Raw genomic sequence first — 19,489 nt, forward strand, 5'->3', positions numbered from 1 at the left:
GATGAGCGACGATCCCTATTCCGCCCTTGGTGTCGCCAAAGATGCCAGCGATGCCGAGATCAAAAAGGCCTATCGGCGCATCGCCAAGGAATGCCACCCCGACCTAAAACCGGGCGATGCCGAAGCCGAGGCCAAGTTCAAGGCCGCCGCCGCCGCGTACGATCTGTTGAAAGACCCTGAAAAGCGGGGGCAATACGACCGGGGTGAGATTGATGCCTCGGGTCAGGAACGCCCGCAACAGCAGTATTACCGCGACTATGCCGAGGCCGCAGGAAACCCCTATCGTGGACGCGCTGCTGACCCGGATGATATGTCGGACATCTTCGCCGAATTCATGCGGGGGCGCGGCGGGTATGGCCAGCGCACACACGAATTTCATGCGCCGGGACACAACCGCAACTACAGCCTGCAGATCAGCTTTCTGGATGCGGTGTTTGGTGCCAGCCAAAAGTTGACCTTGCCCGATGGCGACCGGATCGAAGTGAAAATCCCAGCCGGTATCACCGACGGTCAGACCATCCGCCTGCGCGGCAAGGGCGATCCGGGTTTTGGTGAAGGGCCTCCGGGCGATGCTCTGGTCACGGTCTCGGTCGCCAAGCACCCGGTCTTTGACCGTCAGGGCGACGACATTCACATCACTCTGCCGATAACCCTCGACGAGGCTGCTCTGGGCGGCAAAGTGCCTGCCCCCACCATTGATGGTGGCGTTAATGTCAGTGTTCCGGCGGGTACCAGCAGTGGTAAGACCTTGCGACTGCGTGGCAAGGGGGTGAAGAAACGGGGCTCCTCCGATCGTGGGGATCAACTGATCGAACTGACGATCGCAATGCCTGACGAGATCGATGATGAACTGAAGCAATTCATGGAGACGTGGCGCGAAACCCACAGCTATGATCCCCGGAAAGGAATGCCGTCATGACCCGCACCCTGACCGAAGAACAGCTGATCGCGACCGTCACCCGCCTAACGTCGTCCCGTTTGACCGAGTATCTGGCCGCCGAGATTGTCATCCCCGAACAAACCGATCAGGGGCTTGTGTATCACAGTCTGGATGTGGCGCGGCTAGAGCTGGCCTGCGAGTTGCACGACCAATACGAGATGGAGCCTGACGCGCTGTCGATGATGATCTCACTGATCGACCAGATGCATGGCTTGCGCGCAGAACTGCGCGAGGTGCTGTCCGCGGTCGAGGCGCAACCGGAACCGGTGCGACAGACCCTGATCGAAGTGATCGGCACCGCCCGGTTCGGCCGCAAATAGCCGACGCTCAGTTGCCGACCGCGTAGTCCTCGGGCACGAAGAACGTGTAGTCCCGGTCAGCCACCGCTTCGTGGCAGTCGTGGCAATAGGCGACCGCTGCGGCGCGTGCGCCCATCGTATCGCCGAACAGCGACCCGTCCGGCATCACCATGATATAGCGCCAATCCGCAGTGTCCGGGTTGGCACCTTCGGCAAGTTTTTCCATCACGAACAAAGCGCCGGGGTGGACGTTGCCCTCATCCGTCACGGTAACGCTGTCCTTGGCCAGAACCGACCCCATCGGCAGCTTTTCACCCTCGGCCAAAGTACCATAGTTATGCGCCATGCGGTTGGCATAACTGTTCACATAACGCTGCCCGTGGGTTGCTGAGATGTAGGGCGCATCGTTGAACAACGGCCAGGCCTGATAGTTGATCAGCTGGTCCAATTGCGCCGCGGCATAGCCACGCTCCATCCGCCGCTGCAGGGACTTGTAGATGCGCAGAGCCTCTTCCTTGGACAGCTCAGCAGGGTTCTCGATGGAAAGGTGCGCATCCTCACCACTGGATTGCGCTCCGGCCCCATGCGCGACTAAGCCCGCAAGGAATACAGCCGCAAGTGATGTCGAAAACAATTTTTCAAATCGGTAAAACATTTAATTGGCCCACCTGGTTCAAAAGGTTCGCCTGAACGCCGCGATACACGTACCCAAGAAGTAGCGGCCATGAACAAACGCGCCACAACCGGATGGTGAAACTCACCGCTTCGTGCACAGACGTGAGGCAGCAGCACCCGGTTTCGGCCCTTAAAACATATCAAATTGCGCATACAAATGACAGCGGACAGAATATTAATTTCTGTCCTCGCACTGCACAAATCTTGGGCGGATCAGCTTTGCAAGCCCGCTTCGGCTGCGATCTGTTTGCGCGATTTGCGCGCGCGCTCGGTGGCCGACTTGAGCTGACCACAGGCGGCCATGATATCCTCGCCCCGTGTTTTGCGGATGGGTGAGGCATAGCCCGCCTGATAAATGATGTTTGCAAACGCTCTGATACGATTGTTCGAGCTGCGCTTATAAGGCGCGCCGGGCCATTCGTTAAACGGGATCAGGTTGATCTTGGCCGGGATGTTATAGCGCTTGATATGGTCGATCAGTCGATGAGCATCCTCATCGCTGTCGTTCACACCGTCTAACATCACGTATTCAAAGGTGATCCGCTCGGAGTTAGACGCCTTGGGATAGCTGGCCAACGCCTGCAGCAACTCTTCGATGTCCCAGCGCTTGTTGATCGGCACCAGCACGTCGCGGGTTTCATCGGTGGTGGCATGGAACGAAATCGCCAGTAGGCAGCCGATTTCCTCAGCCGTCCGCGCGATTTCCGGCACAACGCCGGAGGTCGACAGTGTGATCCGACGGCGCGACAGGGAAATCCCTTCGGGGTCCATCGCGATCTTCATCGCATCGCGGACGTTTTCAAAATTGTAGAGCGGCTCTCCCATGCCCATCAGAACGATGTTCGAAAGCAGACGCGTTTCGTCCTTGGGCGCGCCGGGGGTCGGCCATTCCTCAAGATCGTCGCGGGCCATCATCACCTGGCCAACAATCTCGGCCGCCGTCAGGTTGCGCACCAGTTTCTGCGTGCCCGTGTGGCAGAAGGAGCAGGTCAGCGTGCATCCCACCTGAGATGAGATACACAGCGTGCCGCGATCTTCTTCCGGGATATAGACGACCTCGACCTCATGCCCGCCGGCAATACGGCACAGGTACTTGCGGGTGCCGTCCTCAGATACCTGACGCGTTACAACCTCGGGGATTTCGATGACAAACGTTTCTGCAAGCTGCACACGGTATGCTTTGGCCAGATTGGTCATCTCGGCAAAGTCGCGCACGCCCCATTGGTAAATCCACTGCCAGATCTGGCCGGTGCGCATCTTGGCCTGCTTTTCCGGCGTGCCGTGTTCGATCAAGGCTTCGCGCAGTTGATCACGGGTCAAACCCACAAGGTTCACCTTCCCCTCCGGCAATTTGCGGGGGATGGTCATGACGTCTTGAGTGATCGGCGCTTTGGGCGACATTGGCTTATCTCAACGGATTCTGGCTTGGGATGCGCCTCTATATAGGATCGCGCGCAAAGATCAAAAGAAATCGTGACGCTTAATTTGCCATTCGCAGCAATTCGTCCACGCGCTCGCGCCCCAGATCAACCCGGCAGGACGTAATGCCAATGCCCGTGCCCGATCCGCCGCCAAACCAGGCACCCACTGCCTCGCATTGCGTATCGCGGTAAGCCTCCCACGCGGCTTGTGCGGCCTCGAGCGCGGGCTGGGCAACAACGCGATCCGTCACCTCATCCAGCTCTTGCGCTGCAACGAGGGCAAATGAGTAACTCTCGGCCACCGCCTGATTCACGCGCGCTTCCATATCGGAAACGCACGCGCCGATCTCGACCTGCGAGCCAGCGTCCGAGCATTCCAGCGTCGGATCGGCTACAGCGGCAAATGGAATAAGAAAAGCAATCAAAGCCCAACGCATGGTCGTTTCCTCCTGATCGAAACCGTACTAAGTACCGAACTATCACATTTTAGGAAACGCAACTAAGGTAACCTAGCCAAAAGGTTCTATAGCCAAGTCTGCGCGTCTAGTGAGACTAGGTTCAGGTGCCCGCGGGTGGTATGAAGCAGTCTTCTGCATCCAGGGTTTTGACCGGATCGTCCGGGCCACACTGTTCACCAGTGATCGGATAGGTATTAGTATCTTTTTCGCATGCGCTCAGAAACGCGACGGCCAACATAAGCAAAACTGTCAGTGATTGCTTCAACATCAGAAAACTCCCCGCAAAACTTGGGATTTTATTGTGCTGAATTTCGGTCGACTTTCCTTGATACGGATCAATAAATGCGGGAAAGACGAAGCAGTCGTTTCTAAAGAAAACAAAAGCCCCGCCAAATGACGGGGCTGCTTGCAAGGGTCTTGCCAGATCAATTGGTGCAGCGCTTTTCCGCGTCTTCGATTGCGGCCGTAAAGCCCAGCAAAGAGAACGTATCCTTGGTTTGTGTACCACGTTCGGACCGTGCAGTCAGAACAGCCTCGGTGCCGCGCTTCATCGCCGCAACCACCTTCAGGTCTTCGCCTTCGGTTGCTGGCCAGGCCCATTCGCCTTCGGTAATCAGTTCAAACTCGGTCCCGTCGATCTCAAGGTTCACGGTCGATCCCGCCGCAAACGGGTAGCCGCCGGTGAAGGTGACTTGACCTTTGACCTCGGCATTGGGGCGGTAGAACACGAACAACAGGATGTCACTACGGCGCACCGAAACCACGCGACCACCGCGGGTGTTAACGGTTTCCTTAGGGGCAGACACGCTCCAGCATTCGGTGGGATCGTCTTCGACGAAAACGCTCCAATCCGTTTTTGCCGCCACACGATTTGTGCTGGTCCCCTGCTGAGCGGTTGCGGTTGTGGCCAGTCCTGCCACGCACAGGCCCGCGATCACACGGACGAGTTTTGATCCCATCTGTCCAGCCTCCTAGCTCGACCTAATACCTCATACCCATCGAAGATGCGTACGAACTCTGCCGGTTCGTCCGAACTCTGCCGGTTCGTCTGTAAGTTGCGTATTCCGATGATTGTCGACATACACACACTAACGCAGGTTTCGCCACAGGCGAAAGGGCGATTGGCAGAATTTTGCGCATATTATGGAGGGGCCAGATGACGCAGCCGGTACCAATAACAGAACTGTGGCGTGGCCCATTGCTGGAAAGCCTGCATCTGGGCCACGCAGTGATCTGTGATGACAGCGGTCAGATCGTGCAAAGCTGGGGTGATCCGAACGCCGTGATCTATCCCCGATCCTCGGCAAAAATGATCCAGGGACTGCCGTTGATTACGTCCGGCGCTGCTGCGAAGTATGGCCTGAACAGCGAACATCTTGCGCTGGCCTGCGCCTCTCATAGTGGCGCGCATATTCACACGGATCGCGTAACCGCCTGGCTGGATCACCTTGGGCTGGCCGAGCACGACCTGCGCTGTGGCCCGCAGGAACCGCAGGACATGGCGGCGCGGGATGGGCTGATCCTTGCCGATGATACGCCCTGCCAGATTCACAACAATTGTTCAGGCAAACATTGTGGGTTCCTGACTGTTGCGCAGCATATGGGGGCCGGACCGGAATACCTTGAGATCGACCACCCGGTACAGCAGGCCTGCCTGTCCGCCCTCGAAGAGACCACCGGCGAAACCAGCCCGGCTTACGGGATCGACGGGTGTTCGGCCCCGAATTTTGCAACGTCTCTGGTTGGGCTCGCGCGCTCGATGGCGTGGTTTGCGTCAGCTGCTGACCGGTCTGACCGGGCCAGCCACGCCGCGCAGCAACTCACCGCCGCCATGATCAAACATCCGGAACTGGTCGCTGGCGAAAGCCGCGCCTGCACTGAACTTATGCGAGCGATGAACGGACGCGCCGCGATCAAGACCGGGGCCGAGGCGGTTTTCGTCGCGATCATTCCCGAGAAAAAGCTGGGCGTTGCACTGAAAATCACCGACGGCACTACCCGCGCCAGCGAATGCGCGATTGCTGCCATTCTGGTCAGCTTGGGAGTGCTGGAGGCCGAGCACCCGGCCACCCGCAAATTCATGAACGCGGTTCAGTATTCCCGTCGCGGAATTGAATGCGGCGTGATCAGACCTGCGCCGGGGTTTCCCGGCTAAGGCTCACATCTCGATTTCGTGCACCTCGGCAACTTCGACCGAGCCCGAGCCGTTGACGACCATGGGGCAGCCCTTGGCCATCTCGGTCGCGGCGTCAATGCTGTCGGCCTTGATGACCGTAAAGCCCGAAGCCGGGTTGGCCCCGCCATTGTCAACGACGCCGCCTGAGCTGACCGTATACGACTGACCCACCGGGTTGCCGGGGATGTCCAGTGCTTCGTCCATGTTCTGGAACCACGCGCCCCAGGCGGCCATTGTCGCTTCGACTTCGGCGGGGTCGGTTGGCGTGGTTCCACCTTGATAGACAAACAAATATTGGGGCATTTCTCTTCCTCCGCGATGAAAACCTATTGAAATTGCGCTTCGAGTTTCCGCAGCGACGAGGTCCAACCGGAATTGTGGTTTGCGGCTATTTCATCATCGCCAAGGTCGCGATGATCCAGGATCAGGCGGGCACCGTTCCCCGCAGGTTCGACCGTCAGCGTCACGTGGCTTTCGGCTCCGCGCTGGTCTTGATCATCATGCCACCCCCAGGTGAAACCGACCGAATTGGGCGGGTCGACATGGGTAACGTGTCCGGAAACTTTGTATCGCTGGCCTTCTTCATTCACCATGACCGAGTACCATGGACCAAGGCGCGAGAAATCCAGATCGTGTTCGGGCACATGCAGCCCCTCGGGGCCCCACCACTGCAACAGCTTTGCGCCATCGCTGATCCAGGCAAACAGGTTTTCCGGAGTAGTGGGGAACTCACGTTCCAGTTTCAGGTCGGCCATGAATTTTCCCTTTCAATGAGGTCACTCAAGCGATCAAGGCTGTTTTCCCAGAACTCACGTTTGGAAATGGTCCATTCCGCAATCGCCCGCAGTCCGTCAGGTTGGATAGAATACATCCGCTGCGTTCCCTGCACGCGCTGTCGCACCAGCCCGGCCTCGCGCAGCACTTTCAGATGGCGCGAGATCGCGGCACCAGACATTCCCCGCCCTTCAATCAGGTCTCCGGCGGGCAGCTCTCCGTCCTGCATCAGTTGCTCGACAATCGAGAACCGCGTGGAATCAGATAAAGCAGAAAATGTGTTTATCAGAGTGTTCATAGCCATTATTTAACACAAAAGTTAAATAATGGCTAGCCGGTTTAATCGGACACGAATTCCAGACGACTATAACCCTGCACATACAGCAAGGCCGTCAGGTCCCCGTGGTTCACCCGAACCTCGCATTGCTCGGCGACCGTGGGCTTGGCATGCAGCGCGACGCCGGTTCCCGCTCGATGAAGCATCCCCAGATCGTTGGCGCCATCACCAACGGCCAGCACATCCGTCTCTGCCAAACCCAAGCGCGCGGTGATTTGCTCCAGCGCATCAACCTTGGCCTGACGCCCCAGAATCGGTCGCTGCACGTCCCCGGTCAGCTTGCCGTTCTCGGCCAGCAACGTGTTTGCACGGTTTTCATCAAAGCCAAGCACATCGGCGACCTTGGCCGTGAACGCAGTGAACCCGCCTGAAACGAGGGCGGCATAACTGCCATTCGCACGCATCGTGGCGACCAATTCCTTGCCTCCAGGCATCAAGGTGATGCGTTCGTCCAAAACCTTTCCGATCACCGCCTCATCCAGACCTTTCAGCAAGCCGACCCGTTCGGTCAGCGCACCTTCAAAGTCCAGCTCGCCATTCATGGCACGTGCAGTGATGTCCTTGACCCGATCTCCCACACCGGCCTCATCTGCCAGTTCGTCAATGCATTCCTGCTGGATCATGGTGCTGTCCATATCGGCCAGCAGCATCTTTTTCCGTCGCCCCTCTGCCGGTTGGGCAACCAGATCGACGCCCATGGGCTGCAGATCGCCCCAAACGTCCCAAAGGTTCTTTGGAATATTGGGCAGCGTAAACTCGGCCGCCTCATCCGGGCTGAGCCACTGGATATCACCGCCGCCCCAAGCATTCCGCATCGACTCGACCAAATACGGGTCCAGATTTGGCGCAGCTGGGTTGGTCAAAAGGGTGGCAACGTACATATTCGATCTCCGGCAAGCTCACCTGCGCATATCGCAGGTGCAGCATTTTCGCCAGAGACAGTTTGGGACTACCCTAAAATACCCGGCAGTCGCAGCCCGTGGGCCCGCGCGCAATCCTTGGCAATGTCATAGCCTGCATCCGCGTGGCGCCAGACACCCGAGGCCGGATCATTCCAGAGCACACGCTCTAACCGCCGCGCGGCGTCCTCGGTGCCATCCGCGCAGATCACGACGCCCGCATGTTGGCTGAAGCCCATTCCGACCCCGCCCCCGTGATGCAAAGATACCCACGTTGCCCCACTGGCCGTATTGATCAGAGCGTTCAGCAAAGGCCAATCCGAAACCGCATCCGAGCCATCCAGCATCGCTTCGGTCTCGCGGTTGGGGCTGGCGACTGAACCCGAGTCCAAATGGTCGCGGCCGATCACAACTGGCGCTTTCAACTCACCATTGGCCACCATCTCGTTGAAGGCCAGCCCAGCGCGGTGACGGTCACCAAGACCGATCCAGCAAATCCGCGCGGGCAGGCCCTGAAACGCGATCCGCTCTTGTGCCATGTCGATCCAGCGATGCAGGTGTTCGTTTTCTGGGAACAGCTCCTTCATCTTGGCGTCGGTCTTGTAGATGTCCTCGGGGTCGCCCGACAGGGCGCACCACCGGAACGGGCCAATGCCCTTACAGAACAGCGGACGGATATAGGCAGGCACAAAGCCGGGGAAGGCAAAGGCGTTCTCAAGCCCTTCATCCTGTGCCACTTGCCGGATGTTGTTGCCATAATCAAGCGTCGGCACGCCCGCGTTCCAGAAGTCCACCATCGCGGCAACGTGCTGCTTCATCGACACTCGCGCGGCCATTTCAACCGATTTAGGGTCTGTTTCACGCTTCTCACGCCACTCTCCCATGGTCCAACCCAGCGGAAGGTAGCCGTTGATCGGGTCATGTGCGCTGGTCTGATCGGTGACGATATCCGGACGCATTCCACCCTCGGCCATGCGGCGATAAATCTCGGGGAACACCTCTGCCGCATTGCCCAGCAGGCCGACCGACTTCGCCTCGCCCGCTTTGGTCCAGCGGTCGATCATTTCAAGCGCCTCATCCAGCGTCTCGGCCTTTTCGTCGAGGTATTTTGTGCGCCGGCGAAAATCGATGCTGTCCGGGTTGCATTCAACAGCCAGACAACAGGCCCCCGCAAACACCGCAGCCAACGGTTGCGCACCACCCATGCCGCCTAGCCCGCCGGTCAAAATCCACTTGCCGGCCAGATCTCCGTCATAGTGCTGACGCCCGGCCTCGGCGAAGGTCTCATAGGTGCCCTGAACAATGCCCTGCGTGCCGATGTAGATCCACGAGCCGGCCGTCATCTGGCCGTACATCATCAGACCCTTCTTATCGAGCTCATTGAAGTGGTCCCAGGTCGCCCAGTGAGGGACGAGGTTGGAATTGGCGATAAGCACTCTCGGTGCATCCTTGTGCGTTCGGATGATCGCGACGGGTTTGCCGGATTGGACGATCAGCGTCTCGTCTTCTTCCAAATCCTTCAAACCAGCAACAATAGTGTCGAAATCCTTCCACGTCCGCGCAGCCCGACCAATGCCGCCATAGACCACCAACTCGTGCGGGTTCTCGGCCACATCCGGGTGTAGGTTATTCATCAGCATTCGCAGGGGGGCTTCGGTTACCCAGCTTTTGGCGTTCAACTCGGGGCCGGTCGGCGGATAGATGTCGCGGGTGTTTTTACGCGGATCGCTCATTTCTGGGCTCCTTGTGCGGTCAGTGCGCCCGAGAGGGCGAGGTCATTGAGACGGGTCAGCATCGTTTTCAGATGCGGGCGGAGTTTCGCGGCACGGTCCTCACGCCACTCCCATGGGGGCGATTCATCCATGTACGCGCGTTGCGCGATCTCCATCTGAATTGCGTGGATGCCCTCAGCCGGGCGACCATAGTGACGGGTGGTCCAGCCACCACGAAATCGACCATTCAGGACCGAGGTGAACCCCTCGGCGCGGTACGCCGTGTCATCCACCGCCTGTTCAATGGCCGGGGCGCACGCCTGACCGTCATTGGTTCCGGTGTTGAAGACCGGCAGCTCACCATCAAACAAGAACGGGATCAGCGAGCGGATCGAGTGGCAATCGAACAAAATCGCCACGCCATGCTTGCTTCGAACACGGTCCAACTCTTCACGCAACGCGTCGTGATAGGGTGTGTGGTACTTGATCCTCCGGGCCTCGACCTCATCATCAGATGGTTCCTGGCCTTCGATCCAGATCGGTTGCCCGTCGAAATCGGTCAGAGGGACAAGCGTTGTCGTGTTCTGACCGGGGTAAAGCGAGACACCAGCCGGGTCCCGGTTCGCATCGATGACGTAGCGATGGACATGCGATTGCACGACCGTCACATTGGCCAATAATCCTTGATAGAGCCTGTTTATGTGCCAATCGGTATCCGTCAAACCACGCCCAGTTCCGTTCAGGCGCGGCGCAATTTCGTCCGGCACATGCGTCCCCCCATGGGGCTGCCCCAGCACAATAGGACCGTCGCCGCGCTGCACGCTGAACACCTGCATCAGACAAGCTCCGGCATTTGAGTACCTACGGCCGAAAGGATATCCCCTTTGGCCACCAGATGCTTTGCGGTCTCAAGCACGGGGGCAAGATAGCGGTCTTCGGTCAACGTGGGGATGTCCGCTCGCAGTCGGTCGATGACCTGCTGCAACGGGGCGCTGGTGGCCAATGGCGAACGGAATTCGACACCCTGCGCCGCGCATAACAACTCGACTCCCAGGATGTAATTCAGGTTCTCGACCATCCGCGTCAGCCGTCGCGCCCCGTGCGCGGCCATGGATACATGGTCCTCTTGGTTCGCCGACGTCGGCGTACTGTCCGTCACGCAAGGGTTAGCCAGATGCTTGTTCTCGCTCATCAGCGCAGCAGTGGTGACCTCTGCAATCATCAAACCCGAATTCAGACCCGGTTCCGGCGTCAGGAACGGCGGCAGATCAAAACTGAGCGCCGGGTCCACCATCAAAGCAATACGCCGCTGTGCGATTGCACCAACCTCGGACAAGGCCAGCGCGATCATATCGGCGGCGAACCCCACAGGCTCGGCATGGAAGTTGCCGCCGGACACGATCGCCCCGGCCTCGGTCAATACCAGAGGGTTATCGGTGGCGGCGTTCGCCTCAACCTCAAGCGTTGCAGCGGCCTGCCGCATGACGTCCATGGCCGCGCCAGTGACCTGTGGCTGGCACCGGATGCAATACGGGTCTTGCACGCGTGCGTCGCCATCCCGGTGGCTTTCGCGGATCTCGGACCCTGCCAACGCGGCGCGCATGGCGCTGGCAGCCTCGGTCTGCCCGCGGTGGCCACGAAGGGTGTGAATTTCGGGTTGCAAAGGGGCAGTAGACCCCATGATCGCATCAGTCGACAGGGCCGAAATGACCAGCGCGCTTTGCGCGGTGCGCCAGGCTTCAAACAGCCCGGCCAGGGCATATGCTGTTGAAAACTGCGTGCCGTTGATAAAGGCCAGTCCTTCTTTGGGACCCAACTGAATAGGCTCTAATCCGGCGGTTTTTAGCGCTTGTTCGCCGGGCAGGATAGTGCCCTCAACCTCTGCCTCACCTTCACCGATGATCACCGCTGTCATATGTGCCAGAGGTGCAAGGTCGCCCGACGCCCCCACCGACCCTTGCGCCGGGATCACCGGGGTGACGCCTTTGGCCAGCATCTGTTGCAGCAGCCCAATCAGCTCCCACCGAACGCCAGAGGCCCCGCGCCCGAACGAGAGCAGTTTCAGCGACATCATCAGGCGCGTCACGCGGCGCGGCACGGCCGGTCCGACACCACAACAATGGCTGAGGATCAGGTTGCGCTGCAAAGTCGAGGTGTCCTTGGCCGCGATCTTATGGCTGGCCAGTTTGCCAAACCCTGTGTTGACCCCGTAAACCGGCTGCTCGCCCGCCGCGGCCTCCAGAATGCGTTTGGCCGCCGCTTCGACCTGCGGTTTGCACGCGGTATCCAGTGTCACGGCGGGTTCTGACCAATACACGTCGGCCAGATCCGACAACGTCACCTGACCGGGCACCAGCGAGAGAGTATTCATCACACGCCTCCGAAAATGCGTTTATGCAGAGGGTTAAAGCCGATGCGATAGGACAGCTCGGCCGGGTGAGAGACATCCCAAACGGCCAGATCCGCACGCTGACCCGAGGCCAAGATGCCGGTGTCGTCCAACCCCAAGGCGCGGGCGGCATGGCGAGTGACACCGGCCAATGCCTCCTCGGGTGTGAGACGGAACAGGGTGCAGGCCATATTCATCGTCAGCAACAATGAGGTCAGCGGAGAAGACCCGGGGTTGCAATCCGTTGCCAGCGCGATCGGCACCCCGTATTGGCGCAACAGATCGACCGGCGGCACCTGTGTCTCTCGCAGCGTGTAGAACGCCCCCGGCAACAGCACGCCGATGGTACCGGCCTTCGCCATTGCAGAGACACCATCCTCATCCAGATACTCAATGTGATCCGCGGATAGCGCGCCGTATGAGGCCGCCAAGGCTGCCCCTCCAAGGTTCGAAAGCTGTTCCGCGTGCAGCTTGACCGGAAGGTTCAGCTCTTTCGCGACATCGAAAACCAGAGCAATTTGCGCGGGGCTGAACGCGATGCCTTCGCAGAACCCGTCGACAGCGTCCACCAGCCCCTCCTGATGCGCCTGCCGCAAGGTCGGGATACATACCTCGCGGATATAGTCGTCCGCGCGGTCCGCGTATTCGGGCGGCACCGCATGGGCACCCAGAAAACTGGTTTTGACGCGGACAGGGCGCGATTGCCCGATCCGGCGTGCCACCCGCAGCATTTTGAGTTCGGTTTCGACGTCCAGGCCGTAGCCCGACTTGACCTCGATGCAAGACACACCCTCGGCCAGCAAAGCATCGACGCGCGCCAGAGCATCGTTCAGCAGCGCATCTTCACTGGCCGCACGAGTTGCAGTGACCGTAGACAGAATTCCGCCCCCTGCGCGCGCGATCTCTTCGTAAGATGCTCCGTTCAGGCGCATCTCGAACTCGACCGCCCGGTTTCCACCGAAGACGACATGCGTGTGCGCATCAATCAAGGCAGGTGTGATCAGCCGGTCGCCGAAATCCTCAACAGGCCAATCAGAATAGTCCCCGGGCAAGGCACTGCGCGGCCCGACCCAGGCGATCTTGTGGCCATCGACGGCCAGTGCCGCGTCCTGAACCATCCCATAAGGTTGCGACCCGCCACTCATGGTCGCCACCTGTTTGCCTAGAAGGACAGATTTTTTTGCCATGTCGATTCTTTTGGGCTCCCTTTGTCGTTGGATTTTTCGTATACGTATAAAAAGTTAAAGTCTACACAAATTGGAATTACAATGACGATCCACGCCAAAACCGCTTTGTTAGGCTCTAACTGGGTCAGTGACCTGCGGCTGGAAATCGACCAGGGACACATAAAGACGCTGGATATCGGGTCATCAGCCCAGCCCGCTGACACACAGGTTGATGTGTTGCTGCCCGCGCCGGGAAACCTGCACAGCCATGCGTTTCAGAGGGCTATGGCCGGTATGACCGAAGTGCGCGCGGCCGGGCGCGAGAGCTTTTGGACCTGGCGCACCCTGATGTACCGATTCCTTGACCGGCTGACGCCTGAGCACATCGAAGCCATTGCCGCGTTGGTCTATCTTGAGATGCAAGAGGCCGGATACGCCTCGGTCGGTGAGTTCCACTATGTCCACCACCAACCGGGCGGAGCACCCTATGCGCAGACTTCCGAGTTAAGTCAGCGCATCTTCGCCGCTGCTGCACAAACCGGGATCGGGCTGACGCACCTTCCGGTGCTCTACACCTATGGCGGAGTCGAACAGCAATCCTTGGCGGGCGGCCAGTTGCGCTTTGGCAACTCAGTGGATGAGTTTCTTAACCTGGTCGAAGAGTGCCGTTCGGCCCTACCCCATGCGGAGTCGGCCCTTGGGATCGCCCCGCATTCCTTGCGGGCCACATCTCCCGCGGATTTGCAAAGTGTTCTACAGGCCTCACCGACTGGTCCCGTCCATATCCACATCGCTGAACAGCTCAAAGAGGTGACGGATGTCGAAGCCGCGCTGGGTCAACGCCCAGTGGCGTGGTTGATGAACAATGTCGACGTCGATCACCGCTGGTGCCTGATCCACGCGACCCACATGACCGATGATGAGACGCGCGCCGTTGCACGGTCCGGTGCGGTTGCAGGCTTGTGTCCGATAACAGAGTCCAATCTGGGCGACGGTATTTTTAACGGGTCTGTCTACATCGACGCAGATGGTCGTTTTGGCGTTGGATCAGACTCTAATGTGCGAATTTCTCTGCCCGAAGAGCTGCGGACGCTGGAATATTCTCAACGCCTGCGCGATCACGCGCGTACCGTGCTTGTCAAAGACGAAGGGTCGGTCGGTCAGGCGCTTTATACCGGAGCGGCCCGTGGCGGCGCGCAGGCGTTAGGGCGAGATGCGGGCGAAATCGCGGTCGGCAAGTTGGCCGATCTGGTTGCAATCGACCGCACCCACCCCACGCTCTGCGCCCTGGCCGATCAGCAATTGCTGGACGGGCTGTGCTTTGCCGCCCCAGACGGGTTGGTGACCGATCTGTGGTCGGCGGGGCGGCATATGGTGCAGCAAGGCCGCCACATCGAACGGGAGCGCGTTATCCCGGCCTACAAGGCTGCGATTGCCGATCTTCTGGCCGATGTCTAAACGGGCACTAAAAAGGAAACAGGCCTCATGACCCAATCGAGTGACACCACCAGCTACAGGGACATCAAAGAAACCGTTCTGGCGCGCATTCGGTCGGGTGAGTGGCAGCCGGACTCTTTGTTACCCAATGAGCAGGAACTGGCAGTCGAGTTTTCCTGCACCCGAACAACCGTGAACCGCGCGCTGCGAGAGTTGGCGGATGAGGGCTATCTGGAACGTCGCCGCAAGGCCGGAACACGTGTTCTGAGCGCGCCGCAGCGGCAGGCCCGCTTTACCATCCCCATGGTGCGGGACGAGGTTGAGGCCATGGGCGGCACCTATCGCTATGCTTTGGTCTCTTCGGCAGCGGCGAACGCCCCCGATTGGCTGACGGCCCGTCTTGCCTTGAAGCCGGATCAAAGCGTCATGCACGTGCGCTGCATGCATTTCAACGGCAATACACCGTTCCAATACGAGGACCGCTGGATCGTCATAGACTCGGTTCCGCCAGTCGCCGACGCCGATTTTGCCTCAATTGGTCCGAATGAGTGGCTGATCCAGACCGTGCCCTTCACCGATGTCGAGCTGAGTTTCCTGGCAAGCCGGGCCGATCAGACTGTGGCTGGGTTCCTTGACCTCCCCGTGGGTGAACCGGTTTTCACGGGTGAGCGGATCACGTGGCTTGAAGGTCAACCGGTTACCTTTGCCAAGATGTACTTTGCGGCCGGGTATCGCATGACAACACAGTTCTGACCCGGGCGTTTTTCGCTTTACGGTACCGCTGATCCGCGCCAGTTTTAGCCCAATTTGGACCGGCGCGAAGGAATGACGGGATGGGCAACCCTCTCTATGATCGACTGTTTGGCATCCACGCAGGCAAGGACACTCCGTTCCTGTATCTGCCCGACGGTCAAACCCTGACCCATGCGGCTTTTCTGGACATGGCTTCGCGGATCGCCAACGCGCTGACCGGGTTCGAACTGCAGCCCGGAGACCGGGTCGCAGTTCAGGTTGAAAAGTCACCTGAAGCACTGGCGCTTTATGCTGCTTGCGCGCAAGCCGGGTTGATTTTTCTGCCTCTGAACACCGCGTACAAATCTGCCGAACTGGAGTATTTCATTGAAAACAGCGGCGCGGCTCTGGTCGTTTGCGATGAGGCCAGCACGGCAGAGCTCACGCCGATCGCACAAGCGCAGAATGCGCGGCTCGAGACCCTGAACGCAGACGGGTCCGGCAGCCTGATGCGGCGGGCTTTAGGGATGCTGCCCGCGTTTGAACCCGCCCGGAGAACCGAAGAGGATCTGGCCGCGTTCCTTTATACCTCGGGCACAACAGGGCGATCCAAGGGTGCGATGCTGACGCAGGCAAACCTGTTGTCCAATGCTGAAACGCTGGTGCAGGAATGGCGATTTACCGAGGATGATGTGCTGCTTCACGCCTTGCCGATCTTTCACACCCATGGGCTGTTCGTGGCGACGAACGTCATTCTGGCCTCGGGCGGGGCAATGATCTTTCTGCCAAAGTTCGATCTGGAGGACATCCTGCGCCTGATGCCCCAAGCGACCTCGATGATGGGTGTGCCGACCTTCTATACCCGATTGCTGACGGACGAACGGTTCACGGGCGATCTGACACACCATATGCGGCTGTTCATTTCAGGCTCTGCCCCTCTGCTGTCAGAGACGCACGAACGGTTCGAAGAGCGGACCGGCCACCGCATTCTGGAACGCTATGGAATGACGGAAACCAACATGAACACCTCGAACCCCTATGACGGCGAACGCCGCGCGGGGACGGTGGGTTTCCCCTTGCCGGATGTTGATCTGAAGGTGACTGATCCCGAGACGGGCGAGACCTTACGGCAGGGCGAAATCGGCATGATCGAAGTGCGCGGACCAAATGTTTTCGAAGGATATTGGCAAATGCCCGAGAAAACCGCCACCGAATTGCGAGAAGACGGGTTTTTCATCACGGGCGATCTGGGGCGCGTCGACGACGACGGCTATGTCCATATCGTCGGGCGTGGCAAAGACCTGATCATCTCGGGTGGGTTCAACATCTATCCCAAAGAGATAGAGCTGGTGCTGGATGACCAGCCCGGCGTGCTGGAAAGCGCGGTAATCGGCGTGCCCCACCCGGACTTTGGCGAAACTGTCCTGGGCATTCTGGTGGCCGAGCCGGGTCAGACGCCGGATATTGAAGCTATTATGTCCACCGTGCAAAACGAGTTGGCCCGATTCAAACACCCCCGGGAGTTGATCCTGCTGGATAAACTGCCGCGCAACACCATGGGAAAGGTGCAGAAAAACGCCCTGCGGGACCGCTACAAAGGGCTGTTTACCTCGGATTAGGCTCTAATCTGACCCGGCCTGCATCGGTTAGCAGCCAACAATCGCTCCCTTCGAAGACCGCCGTGGCAAGGGGCCGACCATAGCCCGCACCTGCGTCCAGATTGACACGGTTGCCGCAATGTTCTGCCCGGTCCACAGGGGTATGACCATGCACGATCAGCCATGGGTGCGGGCGGGCATCGCCCAAGAATTCCTGCCGTATCCAGACAAGATCGTCTTCGATCTGTTGATCCAGTTGAACGCCCGGATTGATCCCCGCATGGACAAACAGCAGCTCACCTTCCTGATGAAAGGTAGGCAAGCCATTCACAAACTCGAAGTGGGCTTGTGGAACGGCCGCCAGCGCGCGTTCGTGGACCTGAAAGATGCGGTCCGTGTCTGCGACGTCGACCCCGTAAGAGGCCAGCGTTTCACGCCCACCCAACCGTGGGTGCAGCCAGCTCAGAGTGATCGGCAAATGTTTGTCCGCAATCTCACAACGCTCGACAAAGCGGGCCATCATTCGGTCGTGGTTGCCTTTGACCATGACCCAGTTCCGCCCAGCGCGTTGCCCCTCGATCAATAGATCCAGCACCTCGCGACTATTCGGGCCGCGGTCCACATAGTCCCCTAAGAAGACGACCCGTGCATCCGGGCCGCCGTCTTTTTGGATCCGAGCCAAGGCCGCATGCAGCATGCCCAACTGACCATGAACATCGCCGACGGAGTAAATGGGAGTACTCAATTCAGTGCCTCTTTGAAATCGTCAGGCGCTTTGTGCAGCAACTAGATTGAAGAAAAAAGACAATGCCCGCGCATTTTACCGCGGGCATAGTTCAGATCATAAATGTCGGGCCACCGATCAGGCCACGTCAAATTGCAGCGGCTTGATCTGCGTAAACAGGCCCGTTTCGGCCAGTTTTGCGCGCGCCTCGGCGGGCACCGGTTCGTCGACATAGAGCAAAGCGATCGCTTCGCCGCCCGCCTCAGCCCGGCCCAGCGTAAAGTTCGCGATGTTGACGTCGTTCTCGCCCATGGTCTGGCCCAGCGCACCGATGATGCCGGGGACATCCTCGTTCGTGGTATAGAGCATGTGTGCGCCGACTTCGGCATCAATATTGATGCCCTTGATCTGGATAAAGCGCGGCTTGCCGTCGCTAAAGACAGTGCCCGCAATCGAACGTTCACGCTTGTCGGTCACCACGGTCACTTTGATGTAGCCGTCAAAGACACCGGATTTGTCCTGATTGGTGGTCGACAGCTGAATGCCACGCTCTTTCGCCACGACCGGTGCCGAGACCATGTTTACCTCAGGGTTGAACTTTTTCATGATCCCCGCGACGACGGCGCAGTTCAGGGCGGCAAGGTTCATTTCAGCGGCCACACCGTCATACAGGATGTTGATCGCTTTGACCGGCTCATCCGTCATCTGGCCGATGAAGCTGCCCAGATGACCTGCCAGCTTGATCCACGGGCCCATGACCTTGGCCTCTTCTGCTGTCACGCTGGGCATGTTCAGCGCGTTCTCGACCGCGCCGGTCAGCAGGTAGTTCGAAATTTGCTCGGCCACCTGCAGGGCCACATTCTCCTGCGCCTCGGTGGTCGCGGCACCAAGGTGAGGCGTGCAGACCACGTTCGGCAGATTGAACAGCGGGTTGTCCTTGGCAGGCTCGACGCTGAATACATCAAAGGCCGCACCGGCCACGTGGCCGGATTGTAGCATCTCGGACAGCGCCTCTTCGTCGACCAGACCACCACGCGCGCAGTTGACGATGCGCACACCGGGTTTGGTTTTGGCCAGATTCTCACGGCTCAGAATGTTGCGGGTCTGGTCGGTCAGCGGCACGTGCAGAGTGATGAAATCCGCGCGCGCCAGCAGCTCATCCAGTTCGACCTTTTCCACGCCCATTTGCGCGGCTTTCTCCTCACCCAGATAAGGGTCGTAGGCAATGACCTTCATCTTCAGGCCCAAAGCACGTTCGCAAACGATACCGCCGATGTTGCCCGCACCTATGACGCCAAGGGTCTTGTTGGTCAGCTCGATGCCCATAAACTTGGACTTTTCCCACTTACCCGCATGGGTTGAGGTGCTGGCCTCGGGGATTTGCCGCGCAACAGCAAACATCATCGCAATCGCATGTTCTGCGGTCGTGATCATGTTACCGAAGGGTGTGTTCATCACGATCACCCCCTTCTTGGACGCGGCATCCTTGTCGATGTTGTCAGTGCCGATCCCGGCGCGGCCAATCACTTTCAGCTTGTCGGCTTTCTCCAGAATGGTTGGTGTGACCTTGGTTGCCGAGCGAATGGCAAGACCATCATACTGACCGATCACCTCGGCCAGCTTGTCTTTGTCCTTGCCCAGATCGGGCATGAAATCCACATCGATGCCGCGATCACGGAAAATCTGCACGGCGGTTTCGCTGAGCTTGTCAGATACGAGTACTTTGGGGGCCATATTCTCTGGTCCTTGAAT

General features: G+C 59.0%; 21 protein-coding genes. 6 read left to right on the forward strand and 15 right to left on the reverse strand.

Annotation, left to right across the window (positions count from 1 at the left end; genetic code table 11):
• Position 1 precedes the first annotated feature (1 nt).
• Together ACR0MV_RS18005 and ACR0MV_RS18010 are read left to right on the forward strand one after the other, a co-directional pair.
• Entirely contained in the window at positions 2–919 is a 918-nt protein-coding gene (locus tag ACR0MV_RS18005; RefSeq protein ID WP_480703129.1) for a DnaJ C-terminal domain-containing protein, read from the forward strand.
• Complete coding sequence (locus ACR0MV_RS18010) at positions 916–1,260, forward strand: chaperone modulator CbpM (RefSeq protein WP_170427626.1); 345 nt, start codon at positions 916–918, stop codon at positions 1,258–1,260. The genes ACR0MV_RS18005 and ACR0MV_RS18010 overlap by 4 nt, the downstream gene beginning before the upstream one ends.
• Before the next feature lie 7 nt (positions 1,261–1,267).
• On the opposite strand, the gene ACR0MV_RS18015 is transcribed toward ACR0MV_RS18010, so the two are convergent.
• The 5 genes from ACR0MV_RS18015 to ACR0MV_RS18035 all read right to left on the reverse strand — a co-directional run bounded on the left by ACR0MV_RS18015 (position 1,268) and on the right by ACR0MV_RS18035 (position 4,752).
• Entirely contained in the window at positions 1,268–1,894 is a 627-nt protein-coding gene (locus ACR0MV_RS18015) for a cytochrome P460 family protein (protein ID WP_480703131.1), read from the reverse strand.
• A 233-nt stretch (positions 1,895–2,127) separates the two neighbouring features.
• Positions 2,128–3,315 (reverse strand): dual-specificity RNA methyltransferase RlmN, encoded by a 1,188-nt coding sequence (rlmN, locus tag ACR0MV_RS18020; RefSeq protein ID WP_480703132.1) that lies wholly within the window; start codon positions 3,313–3,315, stop codon positions 2,128–2,130.
• A 79-nt stretch (positions 3,316–3,394) separates the two neighbouring features.
• Positions 3,395–3,772, reverse strand: a complete 378-nt coding sequence (locus ACR0MV_RS18025) for a lysozyme inhibitor LprI family protein (protein WP_480703134.1) — start codon at positions 3,770–3,772, stop codon at positions 3,395–3,397.
• A gap of 121 nt (positions 3,773–3,893) precedes the next feature.
• Positions 3,894–4,205, reverse strand: coding sequence for a hypothetical protein (locus ACR0MV_RS18030; protein WP_480703136.1), 312 nt, complete (start codon positions 4,203–4,205; stop codon positions 3,894–3,896).
• A 13-nt stretch (positions 4,206–4,218) separates the two neighbouring features.
• Complete coding sequence (locus ACR0MV_RS18035) at positions 4,219–4,752, reverse strand: invasion associated locus B family protein (protein ID WP_475201102.1); 534 nt, start codon at positions 4,750–4,752, stop codon at positions 4,219–4,221.
• 197 nt (positions 4,753–4,949) lie between these two features.
• Between ACR0MV_RS18035 and ACR0MV_RS18040 the strand changes: the two genes are divergently transcribed.
• Complete coding sequence (locus tag ACR0MV_RS18040) at positions 4,950–5,948, forward strand: asparaginase (RefSeq protein WP_480703138.1); 999 nt, start codon at positions 4,950–4,952, stop codon at positions 5,946–5,948.
• 3 nt (positions 5,949–5,951) lie between these two features.
• Here ACR0MV_RS18040 and ACR0MV_RS18045 read toward each other — a convergent pair whose 3' ends face one another.
• The 8 genes from ACR0MV_RS18045 to hutI all read right to left on the reverse strand — a co-directional run bounded on the left by ACR0MV_RS18045 (position 5,952) and on the right by hutI (position 13,267).
• Positions 5,952–6,272, reverse strand: a complete 321-nt coding sequence (locus ACR0MV_RS18045) for a YciI family protein (RefSeq protein ID WP_480703139.1) — start codon at positions 6,270–6,272, stop codon at positions 5,952–5,954.
• Between the two features lie 23 nt (positions 6,273–6,295).
• Positions 6,296–6,724 carry an SRPBCC family protein gene (locus ACR0MV_RS18050; RefSeq protein WP_170427651.1) on the reverse strand — a complete coding sequence of 143 codons (429 nt, stop codon included), beginning with the start codon at positions 6,722–6,724 and terminating at the stop codon, positions 6,296–6,298.
• Complete coding sequence (locus ACR0MV_RS18055) at positions 6,712–7,041, reverse strand: ArsR/SmtB family transcription factor (protein ID WP_170427744.1); 330 nt, start codon at positions 7,039–7,041, stop codon at positions 6,712–6,714. The genes ACR0MV_RS18050 and ACR0MV_RS18055 overlap by 13 nt, the downstream gene beginning before the upstream one ends.
• Before the next feature lie 41 nt (positions 7,042–7,082).
• Positions 7,083–7,961: a phosphoserine phosphatase SerB gene (serB, locus tag ACR0MV_RS18060; protein WP_480703141.1), complete on the reverse strand. Its 879-nt coding sequence runs from the start codon at positions 7,959–7,961 to the stop codon at positions 7,083–7,085.
• Between the two features lie 68 nt (positions 7,962–8,029).
• Positions 8,030–9,712: a urocanate hydratase gene (hutU, locus tag ACR0MV_RS18065; protein WP_480703142.1), complete on the reverse strand. Its 1,683-nt coding sequence runs from the start codon at positions 9,710–9,712 to the stop codon at positions 8,030–8,032.
• Positions 9,709–10,527 (reverse strand): N-formylglutamate deformylase, encoded by an 819-nt coding sequence (gene hutG / locus ACR0MV_RS18070; protein ID WP_480703143.1) that lies wholly within the window; start codon positions 10,525–10,527, stop codon positions 9,709–9,711. The genes hutU and hutG overlap by 4 nt, the downstream gene beginning before the upstream one ends.
• Positions 10,527–12,062 (reverse strand): histidine ammonia-lyase, encoded by a 1,536-nt coding sequence (gene hutH / locus ACR0MV_RS18075; RefSeq protein ID WP_170427663.1) that lies wholly within the window; start codon positions 12,060–12,062, stop codon positions 10,527–10,529. Before hutH ends, hutG begins: the two co-directional genes overlap by 1 nt.
• Positions 12,062–13,267, reverse strand: coding sequence for an imidazolonepropionase (gene hutI / locus ACR0MV_RS18080; RefSeq protein ID WP_170427666.1), 1,206 nt, complete (start codon positions 13,265–13,267; stop codon positions 12,062–12,064). The genes hutH and hutI overlap by 1 nt, the downstream gene beginning before the upstream one ends.
• Before the next feature lie 81 nt (positions 13,268–13,348).
• Between hutI and ACR0MV_RS18085 the strand changes: the two genes are divergently transcribed.
• From ACR0MV_RS18085 to ACR0MV_RS18095, 3 genes are all read left to right on the forward strand, one after another.
• Positions 13,349–14,704 carry a formimidoylglutamate deiminase gene (locus ACR0MV_RS18085; protein WP_480703145.1) on the forward strand — a complete coding sequence of 452 codons (1,356 nt, stop codon included), beginning with the start codon at positions 13,349–13,351 and terminating at the stop codon, positions 14,702–14,704.
• 27 nt (positions 14,705–14,731) lie between these two features.
• A complete protein-coding gene (locus ACR0MV_RS18090) occupies positions 14,732–15,436 on the forward strand; it encodes a GntR family transcriptional regulator (RefSeq protein ID WP_480703146.1) in 705 nt (234 codons plus the stop codon).
• An 80-nt stretch (positions 15,437–15,516) separates the two neighbouring features.
• On the forward strand, positions 15,517–17,034 hold the full coding sequence (locus tag ACR0MV_RS18095; protein WP_480703147.1) for a malonate--CoA ligase: 1,518 nt from the start codon (positions 15,517–15,519) through the stop codon (positions 17,032–17,034).
• Here ACR0MV_RS18095 and ACR0MV_RS18100 read toward each other — a convergent pair.
• Both ACR0MV_RS18100 and serA read right to left on the reverse strand, forming a co-directional pair.
• Positions 17,021–17,758: a metallophosphoesterase family protein gene (locus tag ACR0MV_RS18100; protein ID WP_480703149.1), complete on the reverse strand. Its 738-nt coding sequence runs from the start codon at positions 17,756–17,758 to the stop codon at positions 17,021–17,023. The genes ACR0MV_RS18095 and ACR0MV_RS18100 overlap by 14 nt on opposite strands.
• Before the next feature lie 117 nt (positions 17,759–17,875).
• The gene (serA, locus tag ACR0MV_RS18105; protein ID WP_170427681.1) at positions 17,876–19,471 is read right to left on the reverse strand and encodes a phosphoglycerate dehydrogenase; all 1,596 of its coding nucleotides are present in this window, start codon (positions 19,469–19,471) and stop codon (positions 17,876–17,878) included.
• Between the last annotated feature and the right edge of the window lie 18 nt (positions 19,472–19,489).

The organism is Ruegeria sp. BC3 (assembly GCF_056539265.1).

Bases quoted from the DNA above. Each gene is read 5' to 3' on its own strand.
- ACR0MV_RS18055 (WP_170427744.1), bottom strand. From the start codon at position 7,041: ATGAACACTCTGATAAACACATTTTCTGCTTTATCTGATTCCACGCGG.
- ACR0MV_RS18010 (WP_170427626.1), top strand. From the start codon at position 916: ATGACCCGCACCCTGACCGAAGAACAGCTGATCGCGACCGTCACCCGC.
- hutI (WP_170427666.1), bottom strand. From the start codon at position 13,267: ATGGCAAAAAAATCTGTCCTTCTAGGCAAACAGGTGGCGACCATGAGT.
- rlmN (WP_480703132.1), bottom strand. From the start codon at position 3,315: ATGTCGCCCAAAGCGCCGATCACTCAAGACGTCATGACCATCCCCCGC.
- hutU (WP_480703142.1), bottom strand. From the start codon at position 9,712: ATGAGCGATCCGCGTAAAAACACCCGCGACATCTATCCGCCGACCGGC.
- ACR0MV_RS18050 (WP_170427651.1), bottom strand. From the start codon at position 6,724: ATGGCCGACCTGAAACTGGAACGTGAGTTCCCCACTACTCCGGAAAAC.
- ACR0MV_RS18045 (WP_480703139.1), bottom strand. From the start codon at position 6,272: ATGCCCCAATATTTGTTTGTCTATCAAGGTGGAACCACGCCAACCGAC.
- serA (WP_170427681.1), bottom strand. From the start codon at position 19,471: ATGGCCCCCAAAGTACTCGTATCTGACAAGCTCAGCGAAACCGCCGTG.
- hutG (WP_480703143.1), bottom strand. From the start codon at position 10,527: ATGCAGGTGTTCAGCGTGCAGCGCGGCGACGGTCCTATTGTGCTGGGG.
- serB (WP_480703141.1), bottom strand. From the start codon at position 7,961: ATGTACGTTGCCACCCTTTTGACCAACCCAGCTGCGCCAAATCTGGAC.
- ACR0MV_RS18015 (WP_480703131.1), bottom strand. From the start codon at position 1,894: ATGTTTTACCGATTTGAAAAATTGTTTTCGACATCACTTGCGGCTGTA.
- ACR0MV_RS18040 (WP_480703138.1), top strand. From the start codon at position 4,950: ATGACGCAGCCGGTACCAATAACAGAACTGTGGCGTGGCCCATTGCTG.
- ACR0MV_RS18090 (WP_480703146.1), top strand. From the start codon at position 14,732: ATGACCCAATCGAGTGACACCACCAGCTACAGGGACATCAAAGAAACC.
- hutH (WP_170427663.1), bottom strand. From the start codon at position 12,062: ATGAATACTCTCTCGCTGGTGCCCGGTCAGGTGACGTTGTCGGATCTG.
- ACR0MV_RS18085 (WP_480703145.1), top strand. From the start codon at position 13,349: ATGACGATCCACGCCAAAACCGCTTTGTTAGGCTCTAACTGGGTCAGT.
- ACR0MV_RS18025 (WP_480703134.1), bottom strand. From the start codon at position 3,772: ATGCGTTGGGCTTTGATTGCTTTTCTTATTCCATTTGCCGCTGTAGCC.
- ACR0MV_RS18005 (WP_480703129.1), top strand. From the start codon at position 2: ATGAGCGACGATCCCTATTCCGCCCTTGGTGTCGCCAAAGATGCCAGC.
- ACR0MV_RS18035 (WP_475201102.1), bottom strand. From the start codon at position 4,752: ATGGGATCAAAACTCGTCCGTGTGATCGCGGGCCTGTGCGTGGCAGGA.
- ACR0MV_RS18095 (WP_480703147.1), top strand. From the start codon at position 15,517: ATGGGCAACCCTCTCTATGATCGACTGTTTGGCATCCACGCAGGCAAG.